This window comes from Streptomyces sp. NPDC031379, from assembly GCF_055569615.1.
This window is the reverse complement of record NZ_JBVIIT010000016.1, coordinates 136,966-157,606: the sequence shown is the minus strand read 5'-3', so window position 1 is coordinate 157,606 and position 20,641 is coordinate 136,966. Positions and strand designations below refer to the sequence as shown.

The 20,641-nt window shown below is 73.8% G+C and carries 11 protein-coding genes and 3 pseudogenes; 10 read left to right on the top strand and 4 right to left on the bottom strand.

The window, feature by feature from the left end; translation table 11 throughout:
* Positions 1-201 precede the first annotated feature (201 nt).
* The 5 genes and pseudogenes from ACZ5CW_RS23520 to ACZ5CW_RS23500 all read left to right on the top strand — a co-directional run bounded on the left by ACZ5CW_RS23520 (position 202) and on the right by ACZ5CW_RS23500 (position 10,776).
* Positions 202-3,900 (top strand): S8 family peptidase, encoded by a 3,699-nt coding sequence (locus ACZ5CW_RS23520; protein WP_468604365.1) that lies wholly within the window; start codon positions 202-204, stop codon positions 3,898-3,900.
* 286 nt (positions 3,901-4,186) lie between these two features.
* Positions 4,187-4,414: pseudogene (locus ACZ5CW_RS23515) on the top strand (SAM-dependent methyltransferase); the annotation flags it as partial.
* A gap of 209 nt (positions 4,415-4,623) precedes the next feature.
* A pseudogene (locus ACZ5CW_RS23510) lies at positions 4,624-4,980 on the top strand (alpha/beta hydrolase); the annotation flags it as partial.
* A 77-nt stretch (positions 4,981-5,057) separates the two neighbouring features.
* Positions 5,058-7,337 carry an ATP-binding protein gene (locus ACZ5CW_RS23505; protein WP_468604364.1) on the top strand — a complete coding sequence of 760 codons (2,280 nt, stop codon included), beginning with the start codon at positions 5,058-5,060 and terminating at the stop codon, positions 7,335-7,337.
* 637 nt (positions 7,338-7,974) lie between these two features.
* The gene (locus ACZ5CW_RS23500; protein WP_468604363.1) at positions 7,975-10,776 is read left to right on the top strand and encodes an AAA family ATPase; all 2,802 of its coding nucleotides are present in this window, start codon (positions 7,975-7,977) and stop codon (positions 10,774-10,776) included.
* Positions 10,777-10,806: 30 nt separating this feature from the next.
* Here the strand turns inward: ACZ5CW_RS23500 and ACZ5CW_RS23495 are convergent, their stop codons facing one another.
* Entirely contained in the window at positions 10,807-14,088 is a 3,282-nt protein-coding gene (locus ACZ5CW_RS23495) for a helix-turn-helix transcriptional regulator (RefSeq protein ID WP_468604361.1), read from the bottom strand.
* Between the two features lie 162 nt (positions 14,089-14,250).
* The gene (locus ACZ5CW_RS23490; protein ID WP_468604359.1) at positions 14,251-14,679 is read right to left on the bottom strand and encodes a hypothetical protein; all 429 of its coding nucleotides are present in this window, start codon (positions 14,677-14,679) and stop codon (positions 14,251-14,253) included.
* A 286-nt stretch (positions 14,680-14,965) separates the two neighbouring features.
* On the opposite strand from ACZ5CW_RS23490, the gene ACZ5CW_RS23485 reads away from it, so the two are divergent.
* Together ACZ5CW_RS23485 and ACZ5CW_RS23480 are read left to right on the top strand one after the other, a co-directional pair.
* On the top strand, positions 14,966-15,541 hold the full coding sequence (locus ACZ5CW_RS23485; protein ID WP_468604356.1) for a TetR/AcrR family transcriptional regulator: 576 nt from the start codon (positions 14,966-14,968) through the stop codon (positions 15,539-15,541).
* A 140-nt stretch (positions 15,542-15,681) separates the two neighbouring features.
* Positions 15,682-15,880 (top strand): annotated as a pseudogene (locus tag ACZ5CW_RS23480) (ferritin family protein); the annotation flags it as partial.
* 132 nt (positions 15,881-16,012) lie between these two features.
* Here ACZ5CW_RS23480 and ACZ5CW_RS23475 read toward each other — a convergent pair.
* Positions 16,013-16,552, bottom strand: coding sequence for a CGNR zinc finger domain-containing protein (locus tag ACZ5CW_RS23475; RefSeq protein ID WP_468604354.1), 540 nt, complete (start codon positions 16,550-16,552; stop codon positions 16,013-16,015).
* 120 nt (positions 16,553-16,672) lie between these two features.
* On the opposite strand from ACZ5CW_RS23475, the gene ACZ5CW_RS23470 reads away from it, so the two are divergent.
* From ACZ5CW_RS23470 to ACZ5CW_RS23460, 3 genes are all read left to right on the top strand, one after another.
* Positions 16,673-17,101: an SRPBCC family protein gene (locus tag ACZ5CW_RS23470; RefSeq protein WP_468604353.1), complete on the top strand. Its 429-nt coding sequence runs from the start codon at positions 16,673-16,675 to the stop codon at positions 17,099-17,101.
* Between the two features lie 73 nt (positions 17,102-17,174).
* On the top strand, positions 17,175-18,050 hold the full coding sequence (locus ACZ5CW_RS23465; RefSeq protein WP_468604351.1) for a helix-turn-helix domain-containing protein: 876 nt from the start codon (positions 17,175-17,177) through the stop codon (positions 18,048-18,050).
* Entirely contained in the window at positions 18,047-18,436 is a 390-nt protein-coding gene (locus ACZ5CW_RS23460; protein ID WP_468604349.1) for a DUF2255 family protein, read from the top strand. Before ACZ5CW_RS23465 ends, ACZ5CW_RS23460 begins: the two co-directional genes overlap by 4 nt.
* Positions 18,437-18,542: 106 nt before the next feature.
* On the opposite strand, the gene ACZ5CW_RS23455 is transcribed toward ACZ5CW_RS23460, so the two are convergent.
* Positions 18,543-20,522: an FHA domain-containing protein gene (locus ACZ5CW_RS23455; RefSeq protein WP_468604347.1), complete on the bottom strand. Its 1,980-nt coding sequence runs from the start codon at positions 20,520-20,522 to the stop codon at positions 18,543-18,545.
* Positions 20,523-20,641 lie beyond the last annotated feature (119 nt).

The following is a 20,641-nucleotide window of genomic DNA, read 5'->3' as shown; positions in this document are numbered from 1 at the left end:
CGGTCGGTGTAGAGGATTCCGTGTCCGCCGAGGTGCCGCAGGTGTGAGCGAACGGCCGTAGGCCCGACGGCCCCCGGCGACAGGGAGCCCGCCGGTGAACACATCTGGCCGAACCGGCGTGCGACGCCGTCCATGTGGGCAGTTCTCCGAAGTCGTCCGGGCACATCCGTGCCCGGATCCCTTTCGGACCCTGGACACACCTTGAGAACACGTCTCAGACGTAGGTGTGCGGCAGTCGTCGCGGGCATCGCCGTGCTCGCCCTGTCGACTCCGCTCACCGCTGCCGCCGGCACCTCCACCTCACGGACGGCCGCGGACGGCGCACCGCCCGGCACACACACGATCACCCTGATCACCGGTGACGTCGTCACCACCCGGCGATCCTCCGGGGAGAGCGGCACGGTCGTCGTCACCGGCCCGGCCGGCGGTCCCGCGAACGCCCACGTCACGGAGGCGGGCGGCGACCTCTACGTGTACCCGGAGGCCGCCCTGCCGTACGTGGCCCAAGGCACCCTGGACCGGCGGCTGTTCGACGTCAGCGACCTCGTCGCCGCCGGGTACGACGACGCGCACCGTGACCGGCTGCCGCTGATCGTCTCCTACCGGTCCAGCCCCGCCGCGCTGTGGCGGAGCGCGCCGCCGACCGGCGCCACACGCACGCGCGACCTCAGCAGCCTGCACGGCGCCGCCCTCGCCCAGGACCGCGCACGGGCCGCCGACTTCTGGGACGCCGTCACCGAGACACCCGCCTCCCGCAGCGCCGCGGGCCATGAGGCAGGCGCCTTCGGCCTGGGCATAGCCCGCGTCTGGCTGGACGGAAAGGTGGAGGCGGACCTCGCCGACACCACGGCCCAGATCGGCGCACCGCAGGTCTGGGCTGGCGGCGACACCGGGGAGGGGGTCGACGTCGCCGTCCTGGACACCGGGGCGGACACCGGGCACCCCGACCTCGAGGGCCGGACGGCTGCCGCCAAGAGCTTCGTGCCGGACCAGGACGTCCAGGACCGCAACGGGCACGGCACGCACGTCGCCTCGACCATCGCCGGAACGGGAGCCGCCTCCGGCGGCAAGGAGCGGGGCGTCGCACCCGGTGCCTCGCTCCACATCGGCAAGGTGCTCTCCGACGAGGGCTGGGGCCAGGACTCCTGGATCATCGCGGGCATGGAATGGGCGGCGGTCGACCAGCACGCCAAGGTGATCAACATGAGCCTCGGGTCCACCACGCCGTCCGACGGGACCGACCCGGAGAGCGAGGCGGTCAACCGGCTCAGCGCCCGGACGGGGGCGCTGTTCGTCACGGCCGCGGGCAACACGGGGACACCCGACAGCATCGGCGGCCCCGGTGCCGCGGACGCCGCACTGACCGTCGGGGCCGTCGACTCGACGGACTCGGTCGCCTACTTCTCCAGCCAGGGCCCGCGCGTCGGCGACGGGGCGCTGAAGCCGGAGATCACCGCACCCGGCGTCGACGTGCTCGCCGCGCGCTCCCGGTACGCGCCCGAGGGCAGCGGCGACTACCAGGTGCTCAGCGGAACCTCCATGGCCACCCCCCACGTCACCGGCGCCGCCGCCCTCCTGGCCCGCGCACACCCGGAGTTGACGGGTGCCCAGCTCAAGGACCTCCTCACCAGCAGCTCACTGCAGACCCCGCGGTACGACGCCTTCCAGGGCGGCAGCGGGCGTCTCGACGTGGCGGCGGCCGTACGGGCGGACGTGTTCGCGTCGGCGACCGCGTACGCGGGGCGGGTGCCGGGCAGCGGGCAGGGCAGTGCGGTCCGGCGCCCGGTGACGTACACCAACACCACGGCCGCGCCGGTCACACTCACGCTGTCGGTGACGGCGCCGAACGCTCCCGACGGGCTGTTCCGGCTGTCGGCGGACCGCGTGGTCGTGCCCGCGCACGGCAGCGCCGACGTCACCGTCACCATCGACGCCTCCCGCGCCCCCGGCAACGGCCGCTACAGCGGCCAGATCCTCGCGACCGGCCCCACGGGCGCGCTCGCGGCCCACACCGCCGTCTCGCTGGGCGACGTCGCCCACAAGCTGAGGCTGGTGCTCAAGGACGCCCACGGTGACGCCATGCCGGGCGTCGTGCAGGTGCTCAAGTCGGGCGAGTACGACCCGTTCTTCTTCGTCGTCGACGAGTCGGGCACCGCGGAGGCGTTCCTGCCCGACGACGTGTACTCGGTGCTGGCCTTCAAGGACGTACAGGGCGTGCACGGCCCGCACTCCCTCGGCATGGCACTGCTCGGCGACCCGGAAGTGTCCCTCGACCGCGACACCACCGTCACGCTGGACGCGGCGCAGGTGCGCCGGATCGACATGACGACCCCGCAGCGCACGGAGGTCACCTACCAGCGGCTGGAGTACAACCGCTCGATGGGCGGAGCCGTCTGGCGCGACTACATGGAGACCCAGACCGGCTACGACAGCCTCTGGGCGCAGCCCACCACGGAAAGGGTCCGGCACGGCGACTTCCACATGGCGGCCCGGTGGCGGAAGGAGGAGCCCGCGCTCAGCGTCTCCACCGCCTCGGCCGACTTCACGGACGTACTGCGCCAGGCGGCCGTGACCCCGCTGCCCGAGGGGCGGCGCACGCTGCGCGCGGTCCTGGCCGGCAACGGCTCGGCGGCCGACTACACGGGGCTCGACGCGCGCGGCGGGGCGGTCGTGGTGCGTCGCGACGCCGAGGCCGGCGACGTCGCGCAGGCGCGGGCCGCCGCGGCGGCGGGAGCGAAGCTGCTGCTGGTCGTGAACGACCGACCGGGACGGCAGATCCGCGAATACGGCGACGATCCGTTCACCCCCGCCCCGCTCGACGTCGCCCTGCTGAGCACGGACGAGGGCGAGAAGCTGATCGGCCAGGTGCGGCGCGGCCGGAGCACCCTCACGGTCACTTCCGTGCCCGCCAGCCCGTACGTGTACGACCTGATGCAGACGTGGCACGACGAGATACCGTCCGACATGGTCGTCCGGGGCGGTCCGCGCAATCTGGCCCGGGTGGACGTCACCTTCGACAGCCCGGATCCGTCGCGCGGCGGCGGCGAGTACCGCTTCGACTGGCCCGCCTACTCGAACTGGGGCATCGGGACGACGATGCGCGAGCCGGTGAACAGCCACCGCGTCGACTGGGTCTCCACCACCGGGGACAACAGCTGGGGCCAGGAGGCGTACGTCGACGACCTGCTCTACGAAGTAGAGCCGAAGCGCACCTACCGGGCGGGCAGCCGGCAGACGCAGGAGTGGTTCAAGCCGATCGCACGCCCGTATCTCAACGACAACTACAAGCTGCCGAGCCGGACCGGAGGCAGGCTGAGCGCCGATGTCCCCGGCTGGGGCGGGGCCGACCACGTGGGCATGTCCATGGACTACCAGCGGACCCGGCAGACCCTCGCGCTGTACCAGGGAAGGACCCTGCTCGGGCAGGGCACGGGCACCGTCGTCGCGGCCGACGCGCCCACGGCGGGAGCCCTGCCGTACCGGCTGGTCGTGGAGAACAGCAGGGACGCCACCGTCAGCCCCTGCTCCCCCTCCACCCGCACCGAGTGGAGGTTCACGTCGAAGGCCCCGGCCGCGGACGCCCAGGCGGTCCTGCCGCTGATCCAGCTCGACTACGCGATCGCGACGGACGGCGCGGGCCGGGTGGGCAGGCACGCGGGCCTCACGGTCACTGCGCTGCACCTGCCCGGGGCGGCGGGCGCGGGCCGGGTCGACCGGCCGGCCGTCGAGGTGTCCTACGACGACGGGCACCGCTGGCAGCGGCTGCGGGACGGGCGCGGCGGGCGCTACGTCCTCGACGCGCCGCGCGGAGCCGACTTCGTGTCCCTGCGGGTGAGTGCCGGTGACACGGCGGGCAACGCGGTGACGCAGACCGTGGCACGCGCCGTCGGCCTGCGCTGAGGGTCGTCCGTCACCGGCTGGCCGGCCCGGTCGTCGCCACCCGGTGACGCACGTCCAGCACCCCGGCGGGCGGCAACCTGATGGGGCATGTCTTCCCCTCCGGACGTGGGTGCGGGGAGCACCATCATGCCGTCAGGTGTGCGGCGGGGCGCCGGGGGCGGACCGGTGACGGCTCCTGACATGTCCGTTCACGCGCTCCCGCCGAGAAGGGCGACTGAACCCCTGGCCCGCCCACGGACGTGTTACGCACAACAACCGCGCAGGACACGGCACCGCGGAGAGGGACATGACCGACACCGCCCGAGGAAGCAGCACCGGAGTCGCGGGGGTGGGTATGACCGCCTTCCTGGTCGCCGCTGCCCGCGCCATCGAGACCTCCCGTACCGACGCGCCGGCCCGGGACGAGTACGCGGAGCACTTCGTCCGCGCGGCGCCCGGCTGCGCCGACTGGCCACGCCGGTTCGACGAGGTGCCGGGCGGCGACGCCGATCCGCTGTGGGGCCGCGGCCGACGGGCCGAGGAGGCCGACGGGCTCGGGGCGGCCGACGGGCCGACGAGGCCGACGGGACGGCGAGGGCGAGGAACCAAAAGGGCCGCAGGGGCCGACGGGGGCGACGGGCCGATGGGGGCGAGAGGGTGTCCCGGCCGGTCTCGCGGAGCGTATGGGCGACTCCCAGCCCGGAGTGGAAACACGTGTGCCGGGCTCGGCCGTGCCGACACGAAGGCGCGCTCGGCGGCGAACACGGCATCGAGGGCTTCGACTACTACTGCACCCCGCGCGGTGAGCACGAGCGCTCCGCGAAGTTCCTGGCCTGGGAGAGCATCGACAGGCTGGCCTTCTACGACGCCTTCTTCGCCGTCCCGCTGATCGGCCCCCGCCCGATGCTCCAGATCATCGGCGAACGCGCCGTCACCTCCTGGACGGCCGTCGAGGCACACCAACGCGCCACCGGCCCCAAGGAACTGCACCGCATCAAGGGCGCCAGCCACGTCGACCTCCACGACAAGAAGGAGTACATCGACCCCGCCATCGACAAGCTGGCCGACTTCTTCACCACCAACCTCGCCGCCGCGAGCTGACCGGCCCCGACAGGGTGACCCACCGGCATCCGCCCTGGCCGACGTGGTGCCCCGGACCGTTCCCACCTCTTGCTTTAATGGCCATTCCAGAACTGGGGGTGGGGATGGACAAGGCGGAGTTCGGCCGGCTGTTGCGTGCGGCACGGCAGCGTTCGCTGCTGACGCTGGAGAGCCTGGCCGAAGCGTCCGGGGTGAGTGTGCGGGCCATCAGCGACATGGAACGCGGGCAGAGCCTGCCGCGGCAGGCGACGCTGAGCGAGCTGATGGACGCCCTGGAACTGGACGAGCACGAGCGACGCCGGTTCGTCGAGGCGTCGATGCGGCGCACGGCGAACGTCCCGCAGCAGCTGCCGCCGGACCTCGCGACGTTCCGCGGCCGGAAGGACGCGCTCGCGGCCGCCCACCGGCTCACCTCACACGTCGCCGGGCGCGGAGCACATGTCGTCATCTCCGCGATCGGCGGCATGGCGGGGGTCGGCAAGACGACGCTCGCGGTGCACTGGGCCCACCAGGTGGCGGACCGCTTCCCGGACGGCCAGCTCTATGTGAACCTGCGCGGCTTCGAGGACTCGGGACGGCCTCTGGACCCCGGGGAGGCCCTCGCCGGGTTTCTCGACGCGCTCGGAGTACCCAGTTCCTCGGTGCCGCGCGGCACCGAGGAACGGTCGGCGCTGTTCCGGGAGCGGACGGCGTCCCGGCGGCTGATCGTCGTACTCGACAACGCGCGCGACGAAGAGCAGGTCAGGCCGCTGCTGCCGGCGTCGGCGGGATGTCTGACCATCGTCACCTCGCGCAGTCAGCTGTCCGGTCTGGCCGTGACCGAGGGCGCCACGCTGGTCGGTCTGGACGTGTGGACGCGCGAGGAGGCGCTGACCGCGCTGGCGGCCAGGATCGGCGAGGAGCGGTGCCGGGCGGAGCCCCGGGCGGCGTCGGAGCTGGTGGAGTTGTGCGGGTACCTGCCGCTGGCGGTGGCGATCGTGGGGGCGCAGGTGAGCGCGTCGCCGCAGGTTCCGCTGGGGCCGGTGGTGCGGGAACTGCGGGATTCCCGGCTCCGGCTGGACGCCCTGTCCAGCGGTGACCGGCGGGTCGACGTCCGTGCCGTGTTCTCGTGGTCGTACCGGGCCCTGACACCCGGGACCGCGCGGTTCTTCCGGTGTCTGGCGCTGCATCCGGGGCCGTCGGTGTCGGCGGAGGCCGCCGCGTCGCTCGCGGGCGTGGAGACGGCGGCGGCCCGGCGGCATCTGCGGGAGCTGATCTCGGCGAACCTGCTGTCCCGGGACGCGGAGGGGCTGTACGTGCTGCACGACCTGGTGCGGGCCTACGGCGCCGAACTCGTCGAGCGGGAACGGGACGACCGCCTCGGCGCCGAGACCCGGCTGCTGGACTACCTGCGCTACAACGCCCACGTGGCCGGCCGGCTGGTGGGGCGCTCCGAGCACAAGTCGGTCGATCCTCCGGCCGAAGGGGTGGCGCGCGTCCTTCTCGGCTCCCGCGAGCAGGCGCTGGACTGGTTCCGCCAGGAGGAGTCGACGGTCGCGGCGGCGCTGCGCTCCCTCGACGATCCGCGGCTGCTGTGGTTCCGCATGAACACGCAGGACTGGGTGAGTTACTACTCCATCATGGGCCGCTGGACGGAGGAGATCGAGACCAAACGCATCGGCCTGGACGCCGCGCTGCTGCTGGACGAGCCGGCCGCCATCGCGCGGAACTCCGGGTCTCTCGCCCGCGCGCTGGCCGAGACGGGCCAGTCCGACGAGGCCGACCGGCAGGTCGAGACGCTGCTCGGGCTGCTGCACCGGCTGGATCCGGAGGAGCGCGCGGCCACCGAGCGGAGCATCGGCTGGGTGCGCGGTCGTCAGAAACGCCACGCCGAGGCCCTGCACCATGCCCGCAGGGCGCTGGAGATCTACCGCGCGCAGGGGGACGACGGAGCCGCGGCCCGCGAGATGAACGCGGTCGGCTGGTATCTCGCCCTGCTCGGCCGGTACGAGGAGACGATCGCCCTGTGCGAGGAGGCGGTCCCCCTGCTGCGGCGGTACGGCAACCTCCGTATCGAGGCCGCCGCCCGGGACACCATGGGCTACGCCCGGCAACGCCTCGGCGATCTCGACGCCGCGATGGCGGACTACCAGGAGTCGCTGCGGCTCTACGGGGAGGCCTTCGACGGCTACAACCAGGCCGAGGTGCTCGACCACCTCGCGACGGCGCAACAGGAACGGGGGGATCGTGCGGGGGCGCGGGAGAGCTGGCTGCGGGCGGCCGATCTGCTGAGCGCGATCCACAGTCCGCGCGCAGCACGGATGCGGGCCAACGCGCGGGCCCTGGACGCTCCCGAGGCACCCGCCGAGGAGGCCTGACGCGGCCCGCGTCGGCACGGCACCCTCCGCGCGGGCCTGACACGACCCGCGACGGCACGACACCCTCCGCGCAGGCCGGCCACGACCCGCCCCCGACGGACGGCAACCTCCCCGCAGGCTGAACCCGACCCGCCTCGACACACGGCGCCCTCCCCGCAGGCCTCAGCCGACCCGCCTCGGCGTACGGCACCCTCCCAGCAAGCTGAACCCGACCCGCCTCGGCGTACGACACCCTCCCAGCAGGCTGAACCCGACCCGTCCCCGACGGACGGCGCCCACGGGGCAGGCGTGGCATGACCCGCGACCGCACGACGCCCTCCCAGCAAGCTGGACATGCCCCACCTCGACACACGGCACCCTCCCCGCAGGCTGAACATGACCCGCCTCGACACACGGCGCCCTCCCCGCAGGCCTCAGCCGACCCGCCTCGGCGTACGGCACCGCGATGCCCCGGCGCGAGGCGCCTGCCGTCCGGAGGGACGCCGACGCACGCCCGCTGCCTGGGGATTCTTCCCGCAGCCGGGCAAGCTGCATGCGAACTGCCTGGTTCCGCAGCCTCCGCTCCAGTGGGATGGGAGCAGGCACGGGAGCGCTCCCCTGAACGGATGGGATCGTTCGCACGGAACAGGGGGCATCGATGAACGCGCAGACCAGGCTCTCCCCTCTCGCCGCGGTCGAGGAGTCGGCGCAGCCCGCGCTGTCGCTCGTCACCCCCCTTCGCGGGGCGCTGCCGGGCGCCCCGGGGCTCGTCGGCCGCGACCCGGAACTGCAGGCGCTGAAGGACTTCCTGTGCGAGGCGACGGCCCACGGAGCGGCCCGGGTGGTGTCCGGGCACGCCGGTGCGGGCAAGTCGGCGCTGCTGGAGGCCACCGTCCACGAGGCGACGGCCACCGGCATGCGCGTCCTGCGCTGCGCCGGCATCCGGGGCAGCAACCCGCCCGACCTGTCCGGCCTGCTCCAGGTCGTCTGGCCGGTCCTGGCGGGCCCGCGCCGGTCACCGGCCCCCGGGCCGCTCGACGCCGTGGAGCGGGTGCTGGTCGACGGCGCCCCCGCGCCGGGCGGGCGGTCCTGGCTGTCCTTCGCCGTACTCGACGTTCTGGAGTCGGTCGGCCGCGCCGGGCAGCCCCTCCTGGTCGCCGTCGACGACTGGGACGCGCTGGACGCACCCAGCAGGGACGTGCTGACGTTCGTCGCCCGGCGGGCCGGGGGCGGCCACCCGATGGCCCTGCTGATGACCTCCCGTCCGCACCGCACCCGTCCGGCCCCCCTGGCCGGTCTTCCCGCACTGCCGCTCGGCCCGCTCACCCCCGCCCAGTCCGCCCAGTTGCTGGCGTCCCGGCGTCCGGGCCTGGACGCGCAGGCCATGCGCGAGCTGCTGGCGACCGCGGCCGGCAACCCCTTGGCGCTGCTTGAACTCCCGGCCCGGTCCGAGGACTCCCTGCCCTGCATGCCCGCCTCGTCCGACCGGCTGGCCGCCGCCATGGCGCCCGGCACCGCGCGCCTGCCCTCCGGGACACGGGACCTGCTGCTGGTGGCGGCGCTGCACCCGGCGGGGGACCTCCCGCGGCTGCTGTCGGCCGCGTCACGGATCGCGGGCACCGAGCTGGGCTTCGCGGCGCTGGAACCCGCCGAACGCGCGGGTCTCGTGGGGTTCGACGGCATGCGGCTCCACTTCAGCCACCCCGCGATGGCGGGGGCGGTGGTCCACGGCACGGACCCGCGGCGCTGCCGTGCCGCGCACGCCGCCCTGGCCGCCGTCCTGGCCCCCGGTTCGGTACGGATGCTGTGGCACCGGTCCCAGGCGGTACAGGGGTGCGACCCGGAGCTGGCCGGCCGCCTGGAGGCGGTGCACGGCCACGCGCTGGAGCAGTGCGAGCCGCCGCTGGCCGTACGGCTGCTGCGGCGGGCGGCCGACCTGTACGTGACGCCCGCGGACCGGGGCCGCTGCACCCTGCGCGCCGCCCAGCTCGCCCATGTCCTCGGCCTGGAGCGCATGACACGGACGCTGGCGCACCGCGCGCTGCGCCAACCGCTCGGCCCCCTGGGCACGTTGTGCGCCGAGACCCTGGCACGGACCGGGAACGGCGGGCAGCCGCCGGCCGACCCCGCCGCCTGGCCCGCGCCGGCCGATGCCGCCGAACAGGAGAACGCGCTGGAACTCGCCCGGATCACGGCGCCCGCGGTCGCGGGCGACGACGAGCGCGCCGAGGCGCTGCTGGCCTTCCTCGACGGGATGCCGGACCGCTCGGACGATCCCCGGCTGCTGCACGCCATGGCGACGGCCGGCCCGGTCCACCGTGCCGCGACCGTCCTCGCGGGGGTGTCCGCCGTCCGGCACCTGGCCGAGGTGCCCGTACGCGACCTCGAACGCCTGGGTGAGTCCGCGCTGCTGGCGGGTGACCCACTGCGGGCGCTGGACCTGTACCGGCAGGCGGAGCGCCGCCACCGCTTCCACGACCTGCCCGACCAGCTGCCCCGGGTGCTGCTCCGGCAGGGGCTGGCCCACCTGGCCATGGCCGACCACGGCCAGGGCGGCCACGCGTTCCGGCGGTGCGCGGAACTCGCCGAGGTGTACGGCCAGGGCCATCACGCGGCAGCCGCCCGCCTTCTGGAGGATCTCGTACGAGGTCTGCGCACCGGCGGCACGGTACGTCCGGCCGGTGCCGCCGACCTGGAGGCGGCCCGGCGCTCGGTGCGTTCGATCGACGCGGTGCTCGCGGTCGGCACGGCCTGTGCCCTGGTGGAGGGCGGCGCGTTCGGGGCCGCCCTTCCGGTGTTGTCGTCCCTTCTCGCGGGCCCGCACACCCGCCCGGCGGCCCTGTTCGCCCTGGTGCCCTTCGCGGAGGCAGCCGAGGCCGAGAACGCCTCCGAGGAGGCGCTCGCGACGCTCGACCGCGTCGAAGCGGAACTGGGTGCGCAGTGCGCGCCGGTGGTCGCCGCCCGGCTGGCGGTGGCGCGCGCCGTCCTCGCGGACGACGAGGACGCCCAGGCACTGCCCGAACGGGCCTTCGCCGAGGGCCTGTCCCGCTGGCCGTGCCTGGAGGCGCCGCTGCGTCTGGCCCAGGGGCGGCGGCTGCGGCGCCGGCGGCAGTTCGCCGATTCCCGTGCCGCCCTGCACCGGGCGGCGGCCGGCTTCACGATGCTGGGTGCCGAAGCACGCGCCGCGCGGATCGCCGCGGAGCTGCGGGCCTCCGGGGAACGCGCGGACAGCGGCACCCCGGGCACGCTCCGGCCGGCCGCGGCCCGCGACCTGCTCACCCCCCAGGAGCTGCGGATCGCCGAACTCGCCGGGCACGGGCTGTCCAACCGTGAGATCGGCGAACGGCTCGGTCTGTCGCCGCGGACCATCGGGGCGTACCTCTACCGCATCTTCCCCCGGCTGGGTGTGACGGCGCGGGCGCAGCTCGCCGAGGTGCTGCGGGACCGTCACGCGGCCTGACGTCGGCCGGGCCTCACTTCTCGCGGGAACTCACTTCTCGCCGAACCTCGCGGCGAGCTGTGCGCGGGAGGTGACGCCCAGCTTCGGGAAGATCTGGTACAGGTGCGAGGCGACGGTACGGGGTGACAGGCGCAGTTGTTCTCCGATGGCACGGTTGGTGAGGCCGCGGGCGGCCAAGCGGGCGATGGTGAGTTGCTGCGGCGACAGCGCGCGGGCGATGTCGTCCCCGCGGGAGTGCCCGTCCGCAGCCTGGCCCGTCGCCCTGAGTTCGGATGCCGCCTGCTCCGCGCGGGGCAGGGCTCCCAGGGCCCGGAACACGGCCTCGGCGGTGGCCAGCGGCGTGCGGGACTCGGTGACGCGGCGCCGGCGCCTGAGCCAGGCTCCGTAGCCGAACTGGGTCATGCCGTGCAGCAGTGGCCAGGTCTCGGCCCCGGGCCGCAGTGCCCGGCGGTAGCGGGCTTCCGCCTCGTCGTCCGGGGCGAGGACCGCGTCGGCGTACGCCAGGATCCGTCGCAGCAGGGGTGCGCGCCCCGCCTTCGTCAGGGCCGTGACGTGCTCGACGACGGCCCTGGCGTCGGCCTGCTCTCCGGCGGGCAGCGCCGCCTCGGCCAGGAAGGCGAGCCCCCAGAACTGCTCGAAGGCGTACGGTGTCGCCGGGTCCGCGAACAGGGAGCGCAGTCGGGTGTGGGCCTCCGCGTAGCGGCCCGTGCCGGACGCGGTGAGCGCGCGGGCCAGCGCGGCCAGGTTCAGCTGCCGGTTCTGACCGAGGCGCAGGGAAGCCTCCTCGACCTCCGCAGCGCACTCCAGCGCCCTGTCGTGGTGTCCCCGCAAGGCCGCGAGAATGCCCAGCGTGCCGGCGGCCCTCGCCGCCCAGTCGGGCTGCCCCGTCCGCTCGGCGACCATCCGGCCCTCCTCGGCCAGTGCCTGGGCGGTCTGCCACTGGGTGTCGAGCCAGATCAGCCCCATCGCCCTCGGTACGAGGATCTGCGGCAGCCTTCCGTACCGCCCACCGGCACGAACAACCGCCTCCGCCTCCGCGAGAAGCGACGCCGCCCGCTCGAGATCGGCACTGAGATGCGCAACCTGCCCGACCAGCATCTGCTCATCACCGTCGGGCAGTCGGGGGGCGGGGAGCGGGGCGGAGTGCCCGGCCGCCGCATCGGACAGTTCAGGGGCGGAGTTCCGAGCCGCGGCGTCGGACGGCCCGGTGGAGGGGTGTGGGGCCATCACGCGCGGCGTCGACAGTGGGTCGGTCAGCGCCATGACGGCGAGGTCCCGTGCGTCCCTGGGCCCGGACCGCAGGTCCTCGAACGCCCGCAGGACCACGCGGCGTTCGCCGGATCCGGGCTGGTGCCACCAGCATCTGCGTGCCGCCGCGTGCAGCAGTTTCTGCGCGAGCGCGGGGTCCTGCGCGGCGACGGCGCGCGCCGCCTCGCACAGTTCGGCGATCCGGTCCCGGCCGACCGCGCTGCTGCCCGGGAGCAGGTCGTGCACCCAGAGCAGCAGGGCACGTCCGAACGTCCCCAGCTCGGTCGGGTCGATCTGGCGGGCGTACCGGAGCGCCTGGTCCACCAGCCCGTGGTCGCAGGCGAGTTCGGCGGCGCGCAGCAGCCGGGCCGCCCGCCGTTCCGGGTCCGGGGAGAGGCGGGCCGCGCGTTCCAGCGCGGCAAGGGCCAGGAGCACGGCGGTGTCCGAACGGGGGCCGGCCGCCAGCGACTCCAGCCGCCGCGCGAGTTCCTCGTCGGGGCCCGCCGCGCACTGGGCCGCGTGCCAGGCGGCGTGGGGAAGGCTGCTGAGACTCCGCCCGAGCGCGGCGTGAGCGGCCAGGCGCCGGGCCGCCGACTCCAGGCGCAGAACGGCAGGACGGACCAGCGGCTCGGGGAAGCACAGCCGACGGTCCTCCTCGCGGGGCTCGACGGCACCGCCCGGCTCCATGGCTCCGGCCGCCATGACCACTCCGACGGCCTCTACGGCTCCGGCCGGCTCGTCCGCGCCGGTAGCTACGACGACCTCAGCGGCTCCAAGGGCCCCGGCCCCTCGGACCGGTTCGACGGCTTCGGCCGACTCGATGGCTTCGACGGCCTCGATGGCTTCGACGGCCTCAACGGGCTTGCCGGCCTCGCCGGGCTCGACAGCACGGACGGCACCGACCCGTTCGACGACCTCGGCCGACTCAACGGCCCCGACCGACCCGGCGCCTCCGCCGGCTCCGACGACCTCAGCGGTTCGAAGGGCCCCGACCGCCCCGACCGCTTCAACGACTTCGGCCGACTCGACATCTCCCGTACCGCCGTCGGCCTCAACGGCTCCCACCGACTCGACCGCTCCGGCCGACTCGACGACGAGTCCGCGGGCGATCGTCTCCGCGAGGCCCGCTCGAGCCGCGTGGCTGCTGCCCAGCAGCAAGGTGCCGGCGCGCAGGATGTCCCGCGTGACCGGCGAGGCGCTCAGCGCCGCCGTGAGCAGTACACCGCGGGCTGGTGCCGACAACACCTCCACGTCCTCCGCGTACGCCTCGGCCAGACGGGACGTCGCCGGCAGCATGCCGAAGCCCGCCGCGTCCCCGAGATGGCCACCGCCCAGGGAGAGTTCGGTCAGGGCGAGCGGGTTCCCCCGCGCCACGGCGAGGACGAGTTGCTCCTCGGCGTACCCGGTGGCCCGGCCGGCACGAGCGACCAGTGCGCGGGCCTGAAAAGAGGGCAGGCTCCCGAGGGTCACCGTGCGTGCGTTCGGACCAGGCCAGGCGACGGGGGCGGCGCGCTCCGCGACGATCATGCCCACCCGTGTCTCGTCGCAGAGCCGGGCCAGGGCGCGCAGGGTGTCACGGCTCGCGGCGTCGAGCCGGTCGAGGTCGTCCACGCACAGCAGCACCGGTTCCGACGTCATGGCGAGCAGGCGCACCGCGGCCGCGGCCAGTCGCGCGGGAGCCGGCGGGGTCGGCTGCGCGGGGGCCGGCATGGCCGGGACGCCCCCGAACGCGGAGTCCAGTACGGCGCGTTCGCGGTCCGGCAGGTCGGGGACCTGCGCCAGGACGGGACGCAGGAGGCCGTGCAGCGCGGCGTGCCGCAGTCCTCGCTCGCCGGGCGCCCACGCCGTCGACAGCACACGTATGCCCTGGCGCACGGCCGCCGCCGCGGCGAAGCGGATGACGGCGGACTTGCCCGTGCCCGGAGCACCGCTCAGGTGGAGCACCCGCCCGCCGCCCCGGGGCAGGGCCGTCAGCAGTGCGGCCACCAGTTCCCGTTCCCGCTCCCGGCCGACCAGGCAGGTGTCGTCCGCACCGACGCCGTCCGAGCCGATGTGCGCGCTCATTCCGTGCCCTCCCGCACTCCCCCGGCGCACCGCGGTCGCGTCCGCAGGCGTCCTCGCGTGCGCATGCTCACCTCCCACATGCGCGTTCACCGCCCTGCCCGTCCGTGCACACCCTCACCCGAGTCACGCATACGTACCGGAAACCGGCACACGTGCTCACCCTCATGTCCGCTCGTCCGGGAACGCGCTGTCCGCACCTGCCGCCGCGTAGAGGTCACGGATGCTGACGTCGGCTCCGTACTCCAGACGGCTGAAGACCCAGTCGATCGGGTGGCACTCCCGTGCGTCCGGCAGCTCCACGACGAGGGGGGCGGTCGTGGGGTGAGCGGCCGGGGCGTGCCGCCAGGCTCCGCCGATGTGGCGCGTCAGGATCTCGCCGACGTAACAGCCGAAGGCGACAAGGGATTCCGCCATGTCCTCGCCGGTCACACCTTCGGCCCGGAAGCCGTCGACGATGTCCTCCACCAGATCGATGCTCTCCGGACTGTAGTCCAGCTCTGCACCGCTGATGTCGGCCGCGGCCGCGACGATGGCTGCGGCATGCCGGGGCGCGCTAGCGGGCTCCAGCGGGGGGTTCAGGTGCACCTGCATGTTGGTCCTCGGGCTGTTGCCGTCAATGGCGTCGAGGCTAACCCCACCACACCCGGCCGGGCATGTCCCTGCCCGGATCGATATGGAACGCGACCTTCCGGCCACGGCAGGAAGGCGGCCCACGGCTTCACGTATGCAGTCGATCGACTCATGCTGCCAGGTGGCCGCACCTGTCAGAGTCAGGGCCGGACCCCGGTCCCTGCGACGCCTCCGCCCGTGCCGCACCGTGAACCACGGCCAGACCCTCATACACGCTTGACGACTCGACCGACGAAAGGATCTCGGTGTGGCACGACCTCGAGGATTCGACACCGACGCGGCTGTGGAGCAGGCCATGGACCTGTTCTGGAGGCTGGGCTACCGCGCCACGCCGATGCCACGGCTGACGGCGCTGCTGGGCATCGGCAGCGGCAGCCTGTACGCCGCGTTCGGTTCGAAGGACGGTCTCTACGCCCAGGCCCTGCAACGGTACTGCGAGGGTCTGGTCGCGGCGCTCGACCGGGACGTGCGGGCGGGAGGCGACATCCGTACGGCCTTGAGGGGGTTGCTGCTCGCGATGGTCACGGCCGACGCCGCCGACCCGGAACGCGGGTGTCTGCTGGTCAACGCGACCGTCGAACGTGCGGCCCACGACGGCACCATGGAGCAGGTGCGCACGGCCATGACCGCCGTGGAGGCAGTGCTGACCGAGGCACTGGAACGCGCCCGGGTACGGGGGGAGCTGGCCGGCGAGCGCAGTCCGGTGGAACTGGCCCGCTTCCTCACGACGTTCATCCAGGGCCTGCACGTCATGAGCCAGGCGCGCGCCGATCGGGCGTTCCTGGAACCGGCCGTCGCCGGGGCGCTGAGGGTCCTCGACTGAGACCCCCATGGTCGTCGGTCATGTGACGGCAAGGCGGTCCCTTCGGTCCCTGATGCGTGAGCGCGAACGGGATGTTCCTCTCATCCCGTCCTCCCCAGGCGGCAGTCAAACGACTGATCCACAGCACACCTGCGGCCTCGAGAATGCGGAAAGTGGTCACCACCGCGCGCGACTACGCCGACACGGTGGCCGAACGCGCCGCCGCGCTGGGGGTCAGGGGTGCGGAAGCGCATCGAGGAGACCGGCCCGGCGGATGCCGTGACCCAGGACCTGCTGATCGGCCTGACCGCCGATCTGGAGAAGCAGAGCTGGACGTTCCAGGCCGAGAACCGCGCCTGAGGGGTGCGGGGACGGTCCCGCACGAGAGGACCGTCCCCGCCTGGACGCACGAGCGGGCCACCCCCGTCTTAGACGCACAACAGGACCGCCCCCGCCCGGACGCGGATGCGCGGCAGTTCGGGCGCACGGCCTTCACCGTCGGCGACGTGCCCGCAGGGCGGCCGCCTTGACGCGGTTCCCGCAGGTCTGCATCGCGCACCATTCCCTCCGGCGGCCCCGGGAGCGGTCGAGGTAGACGTATGTGCAGTCGGGGCGCCCGCACTCGCGCAGCAGCGCCGCCTCCCGGCCCGCGATGATCTCGACCGCCTCGCGGGCGAGGTCGGCCAGGGCCTGGGCGGCCGTACCGGAACGGCTCGTGCCGCCGGGCCCCAGCCTCATGGCCACCGGCGCTCCGGCGGCCCGCCGGTTCACCGCGGTGACCGCCCGGGCGGGGAGGGGGCCGCCGGCGAGACGAGCCCGCACCAGCAGGTGGATCGCCTCTCGGAGTTCCAGGGCCGCGCGCAGGTCCGCGGGGCCGGATCCGGGCCGCTCGTCGAGCAGCCCGGACTCCACGAACCAGGAGTCGAGCAGCCCCGGGGAGCCGATCCGCTCGATCGGAACGGGCGCACGCCGTTCCTGGAGGGTGCCCACGAAGTCGAGGGTGGTCGTCCCGCACGGAAACACATGTCTCACGTCATCCTCCTGGCCGGACAGTGAACACCCTTCCAGAGTAACCGCCTTGACAGGTGACGCGAGCCCATGGGAATCTCTCGTCACCGGTCAGAACAGTTACTTCTCGGTGAGGAAGCCCCCATGGCAGTCGTACGGTTCCATCTCGTCTCCACGCTCAGCCCCAAGGACGTGCTGGAGGTGCTGACCGACTTCAGCCCCTCCCGGGCGAAGGCCTGGCCCACGATCGACGCCGAACACTTCGAGGTCCACGGCCTCGGCGACACCTGGGCCGAGGTCACCGAAGGCACCGCCGCCGCCTGGGAGCGCGCACGCTACGAGTGGGAGCCGGACGGTGACACGGTCACCATCACCACCCTCGACTCCAAGCTCTTCGGAGCCGGCGGCGGCTGGGTCTTCCGGATGACCCCCGAGGGTGACGGCACCCGGGTCGACGTCGAGCTGACGCGGGAGCCGAGCACCTTCAAGGGCAAGATGCTCGCCTCACTGCTCCCCCTCGCCGCCCCTTCGTCCCTGCGCAAGTCCTTCGCGGGCCCTCTGCAGGCAAGGTGAGTTCCTGCCCGGGAAGGAACCTGCCCCCTCACACATGTGTCGCCATCGGGGTGCGGGCCCGACACTGGAGAGCATGAATTCGGCATCCCCTTCCCACCTCGGCGCCTTTCTCAGGGCCCGTCGGGCGCAGCTGACGCCGCAGGAGTGCGGCCTGCCCGAGACGGGCTCCGCGCGCCGGGTCGCGGGGCTGCGCCGCGAGGAGGTCGCCCGGCTCGCCGCGATCAGCGTGGACTACTACACCCGGCTGGAACAGGGCCGGGTCCGGGCCTCGGCCCCTGTCCTCGGCACCCTGGTCCGCGCCCTGCGCCTCGACGACGACCAGAAGCGGTATCTGTACGAACTCGCGGGCCGGGCCGACGACCGGCCGCGCCGTCGCCGGACCGCCCAGCGCCTGCGGCCCGCCATGCGCCGCCTGCTCGACCAGCTCGCCCAGGCGCCCGCGCTCGTGCTCGGCAAGCGCCTGGACGTGCTGGCCTGGAACCCGGCCGCCGCGGCCCTCTACACCGACTTCGCCGCGCTCCCGCCGGCCCGCCGGAACTATGTGCACCTGCTCTTCACCGCCCCGGCGGTCCGGGAGATGCACCGGGAGTGGGCGCACGACGCCCGCGACGCGGTGGCCGCGCTGCGCATGGAGGCCGCCGCCGACCCTGACGACCCCGAACTCGCCCGTCTCGTCGGCGAGTTGTCCGTGCGGGACCCAGACTTCCGCATCTGGTGGGCCGAACACCGCGTCACCAGCGCCGGCTACGGCACCAAGCACTACCGGCATCCCCTGGTCGGCGACCTCACCCTCGACTGCGACACCTGGGGCAGCCCCGACGGCTCCGGACAGCGCCTGATGGTGCTGACCGCCGAGCCCGGCAGCCCCTCCCACGACGCCCTGCGCATCCTCACCTCCTGGACCGCGCAGGAGCCCGGCCCCGAACGGACGGAGGACCTGACCCGATGAGCGTCTGGACACCCGAGGACCAAGCCCTGCTCTCCGAGACCAACGCCCTCGTCCTGACCGCCGGGGACGGCGGCCGCGAGGGCGTGGAGATCGGCATGGTGGTCGTCGACGGCGAGCTGTACGTCCGCGCCTACCGGGGAGTCCGCTCCCGCTGGTACCGGGCGGCGCGGGACCGCGGCCGCGGACGGATCCTGGTGGCCGGTGTCAGCCGGGACGTCCTGCTGGAGACCCGAGGCCTCGCCCTCTCCCCCGGGATCGACGCCGCCTTCCGCGCCAAGTACGGCCGGCTCGCCGACGCCCTCGTCACCAGCCCGGAGGCACGGGCCGCGACGATCCGGATCGACCCGGCGCCCACACCGGGTTCCGGCACCGCTCCGCCCCGCTGAGGGCCGGGCTCGAGTCTGGGTCCGAGCGGTCCGGCGCGTGGTCCGGCACCGCGCCGGTTCTCCTACGTGGGATGCACGGTCCGAAGGCCCCGGATGGTTCGTCCGGTCAGCCGAGGGCCGGCTCCGGGGCACCTGGCTCGCGACCGGCGACGCGCGGGTCCTGCGGGGCGCCGGCCCGGAACTCCGGGGCGACCCGCGGGTCCTGGGGTAGGGAGACGTGGACGGGGGCGTCCGACTGGTAGAAGAGGTCGATGTCCGCCTCCTCGCCGCCGACGATCAGCGTGTCCCACGCGCCGCTGTCGCACAGCGTGCGCAGGGTCGTCGGCTGGAGCGTGCCGAGGTGGTCGCGTAGTTCCTCGTCGGTGGGCATGCCCGGCAGACGGGGTGCGAGGCGTTCGCGGATCGCGCGCATCCGCTCCAGCAGCGCGTCCAGGTCGGACTGCCCCGTCTCGGGCCCGGCCGCGCCGGTTGCCGGGTCCTGCTCCATGCTGCGGGCGATGACGTCCTTGATGGCGCGGGTGACGCCCTGCTCGTCGGTGGTGACCATGGCGTTCCAGGCCCGGCTCTTGTGCCGGTACTGGAGCATGGACATCGCGGCCTCGTGCCGGATGAAGTCGGCGTCGCGCAGGGGCCGGCCCCGCCAGGCCCGGCCGAGCGAGCGGGCCAGGGACACGGCGGAGGCGAGGCCGCTGTTGAGTCCGCGTCCGGGCCAGAAGTGGATGGCGTTGGCCGCGTCGCCCAGCAGGAAGCCGTAGGTGCCCGGGGTCGTCGCGGTGGCGCGGCTGAGCTGTGCGGTGAAGCGGGGGCGCTGGACCATGTCCAGGCGGAACGAGGTGACGGCGCTCAGGTCGTCCTCGGCCACGCCGAACAACCGCAGGCCTTCCTCGATCCGCTTCCACAGCGGCGAACCGCGCAGCAGGGCGGGCAGGAACAGGGTGCCGTGGGTGGGGCAGACGAACTCGTTGCCGTCGTGGCGGCTCATCACGCAGGGGCGCGCGGCGATGCACTCCTCGAAGACCTGGCGCACGGGGTCGATGCCGACGACGTTGCGGGCCTCGTCACGGGTGAGCCGCATGTTCAGGAAGCCCTCGCCGCGCAGCGAGTTGAGCAGGAACCTGTTCTGCGCCACGGTCAGCAGCACGCTCATCGGGTCCGTGAGCGAGGACTTGACGCGCAGGCCGAGCACCACGTCCTGGAGGTGCTCGCCGTCGAGGGAGTAGACGGAGGCGTCGGCCGCGCCGAAGCGGTCTCCGAAGTGCTCGCGGGTCCGGGAGCGTCCGCCCTCGCAGATCGCCAGGACGTGTTCGTGCGCGAGGCGTTCTTCCTGCTCCGCGGGGTCGAAACGGCGGGGCACGAGGCGGATCGCCGGTTTGGCGCGGGCCAGTTCCAGCAGCCGGTCCTCGACATGGGCGATGCGGATGTTGCGGGGCGGCTCGCCGTCGACGGAGTCCGGTCCGACCGGCCACATCTCCGAGAAGTGGCCCTCGCCGAACAGCGCGGACCGCATCTCCTCGGTCAGCGCGAGGTACTGCCTGCTCTGGACGGTCACGACCTGCCGACGGCGGGCGTTGCCGTGCGTCTCGTCCTTCCACGCCACCGAGGGGCCGGCCGCGATCCACCGCCCGTCGTACACGGTGACGGCCACCCGGCCCGGCAGCGCGTCCTCCAGCAACAGGGCGAAGGCGAGACCGACCGGACCGCCGCCGGCGACCGTGACCCGCAGGAGGCCGGGATCGGCCGCGGACGGGTCGGGGGACGGATCGAGCCGGGAGAGGTCCATGACCGTCTCCAGGGCTTCCTGCGTCTCGAAGAGGAAGGTCTCGTCACCGATCCTGACGATGTCGCCCGCGCTGAGTATTTGCCGGGTGACGCGGCGGTCGTCGACGTAGGTCCCGTTCCTGCTGCCGCGGTCGTGCAGGACGTACGCGTCACCCTCCGCGACGATCTCGGCGTGCAGGCGCGAGGCGCTGGCGCTGACGATGACCACGTCGTTGTCGCTCTTGCGCCCGAACCGCAGGGGCGCGGTGCCCAGCACCGCGATCTGCCCTGTGAAGGGGCCCGTGCGCCCCACGATGACCGACGACACCCGCACTCCTCGCAGACACGTGTTCCCGCCGGGACGGAACGGCGCTACGCGGTCCGTCCGGCCAGGGGGGCCGACCGGCCCGCCATGAACACGGAGGATCGGGTTCGCCGGGTTCACAC

Coding starts and splice junctions, on each gene's coding strand:
- ACZ5CW_RS23505 (WP_468604364.1), top strand. CDS start 5,058: ATGGCCATTCCAGAACTGGGGGTGGGGATGGACAAGGCGGAGTTCGGC.
- ACZ5CW_RS23490 (WP_468604359.1), bottom strand. CDS start 14,679: ATGCAGGTGCACCTGAACCCCCCGCTGGAGCCCGCTAGCGCGCCCCGG.
- ACZ5CW_RS23460 (WP_468604349.1), top strand. CDS start 18,047: ATGAGCGTCTGGACACCCGAGGACCAAGCCCTGCTCTCCGAGACCAAC.
- ACZ5CW_RS23470 (WP_468604353.1), top strand. CDS start 16,673: ATGGCAGTCGTACGGTTCCATCTCGTCTCCACGCTCAGCCCCAAGGAC.
- ACZ5CW_RS23465 (WP_468604351.1), top strand. CDS start 17,175: ATGAATTCGGCATCCCCTTCCCACCTCGGCGCCTTTCTCAGGGCCCGT.
- ACZ5CW_RS23500 (WP_468604363.1), top strand. CDS start 7,975: ATGAACGCGCAGACCAGGCTCTCCCCTCTCGCCGCGGTCGAGGAGTCG.
- ACZ5CW_RS23495 (WP_468604361.1), bottom strand. CDS start 14,088: ATGAGCGCGCACATCGGCTCGGACGGCGTCGGTGCGGACGACACCTGC.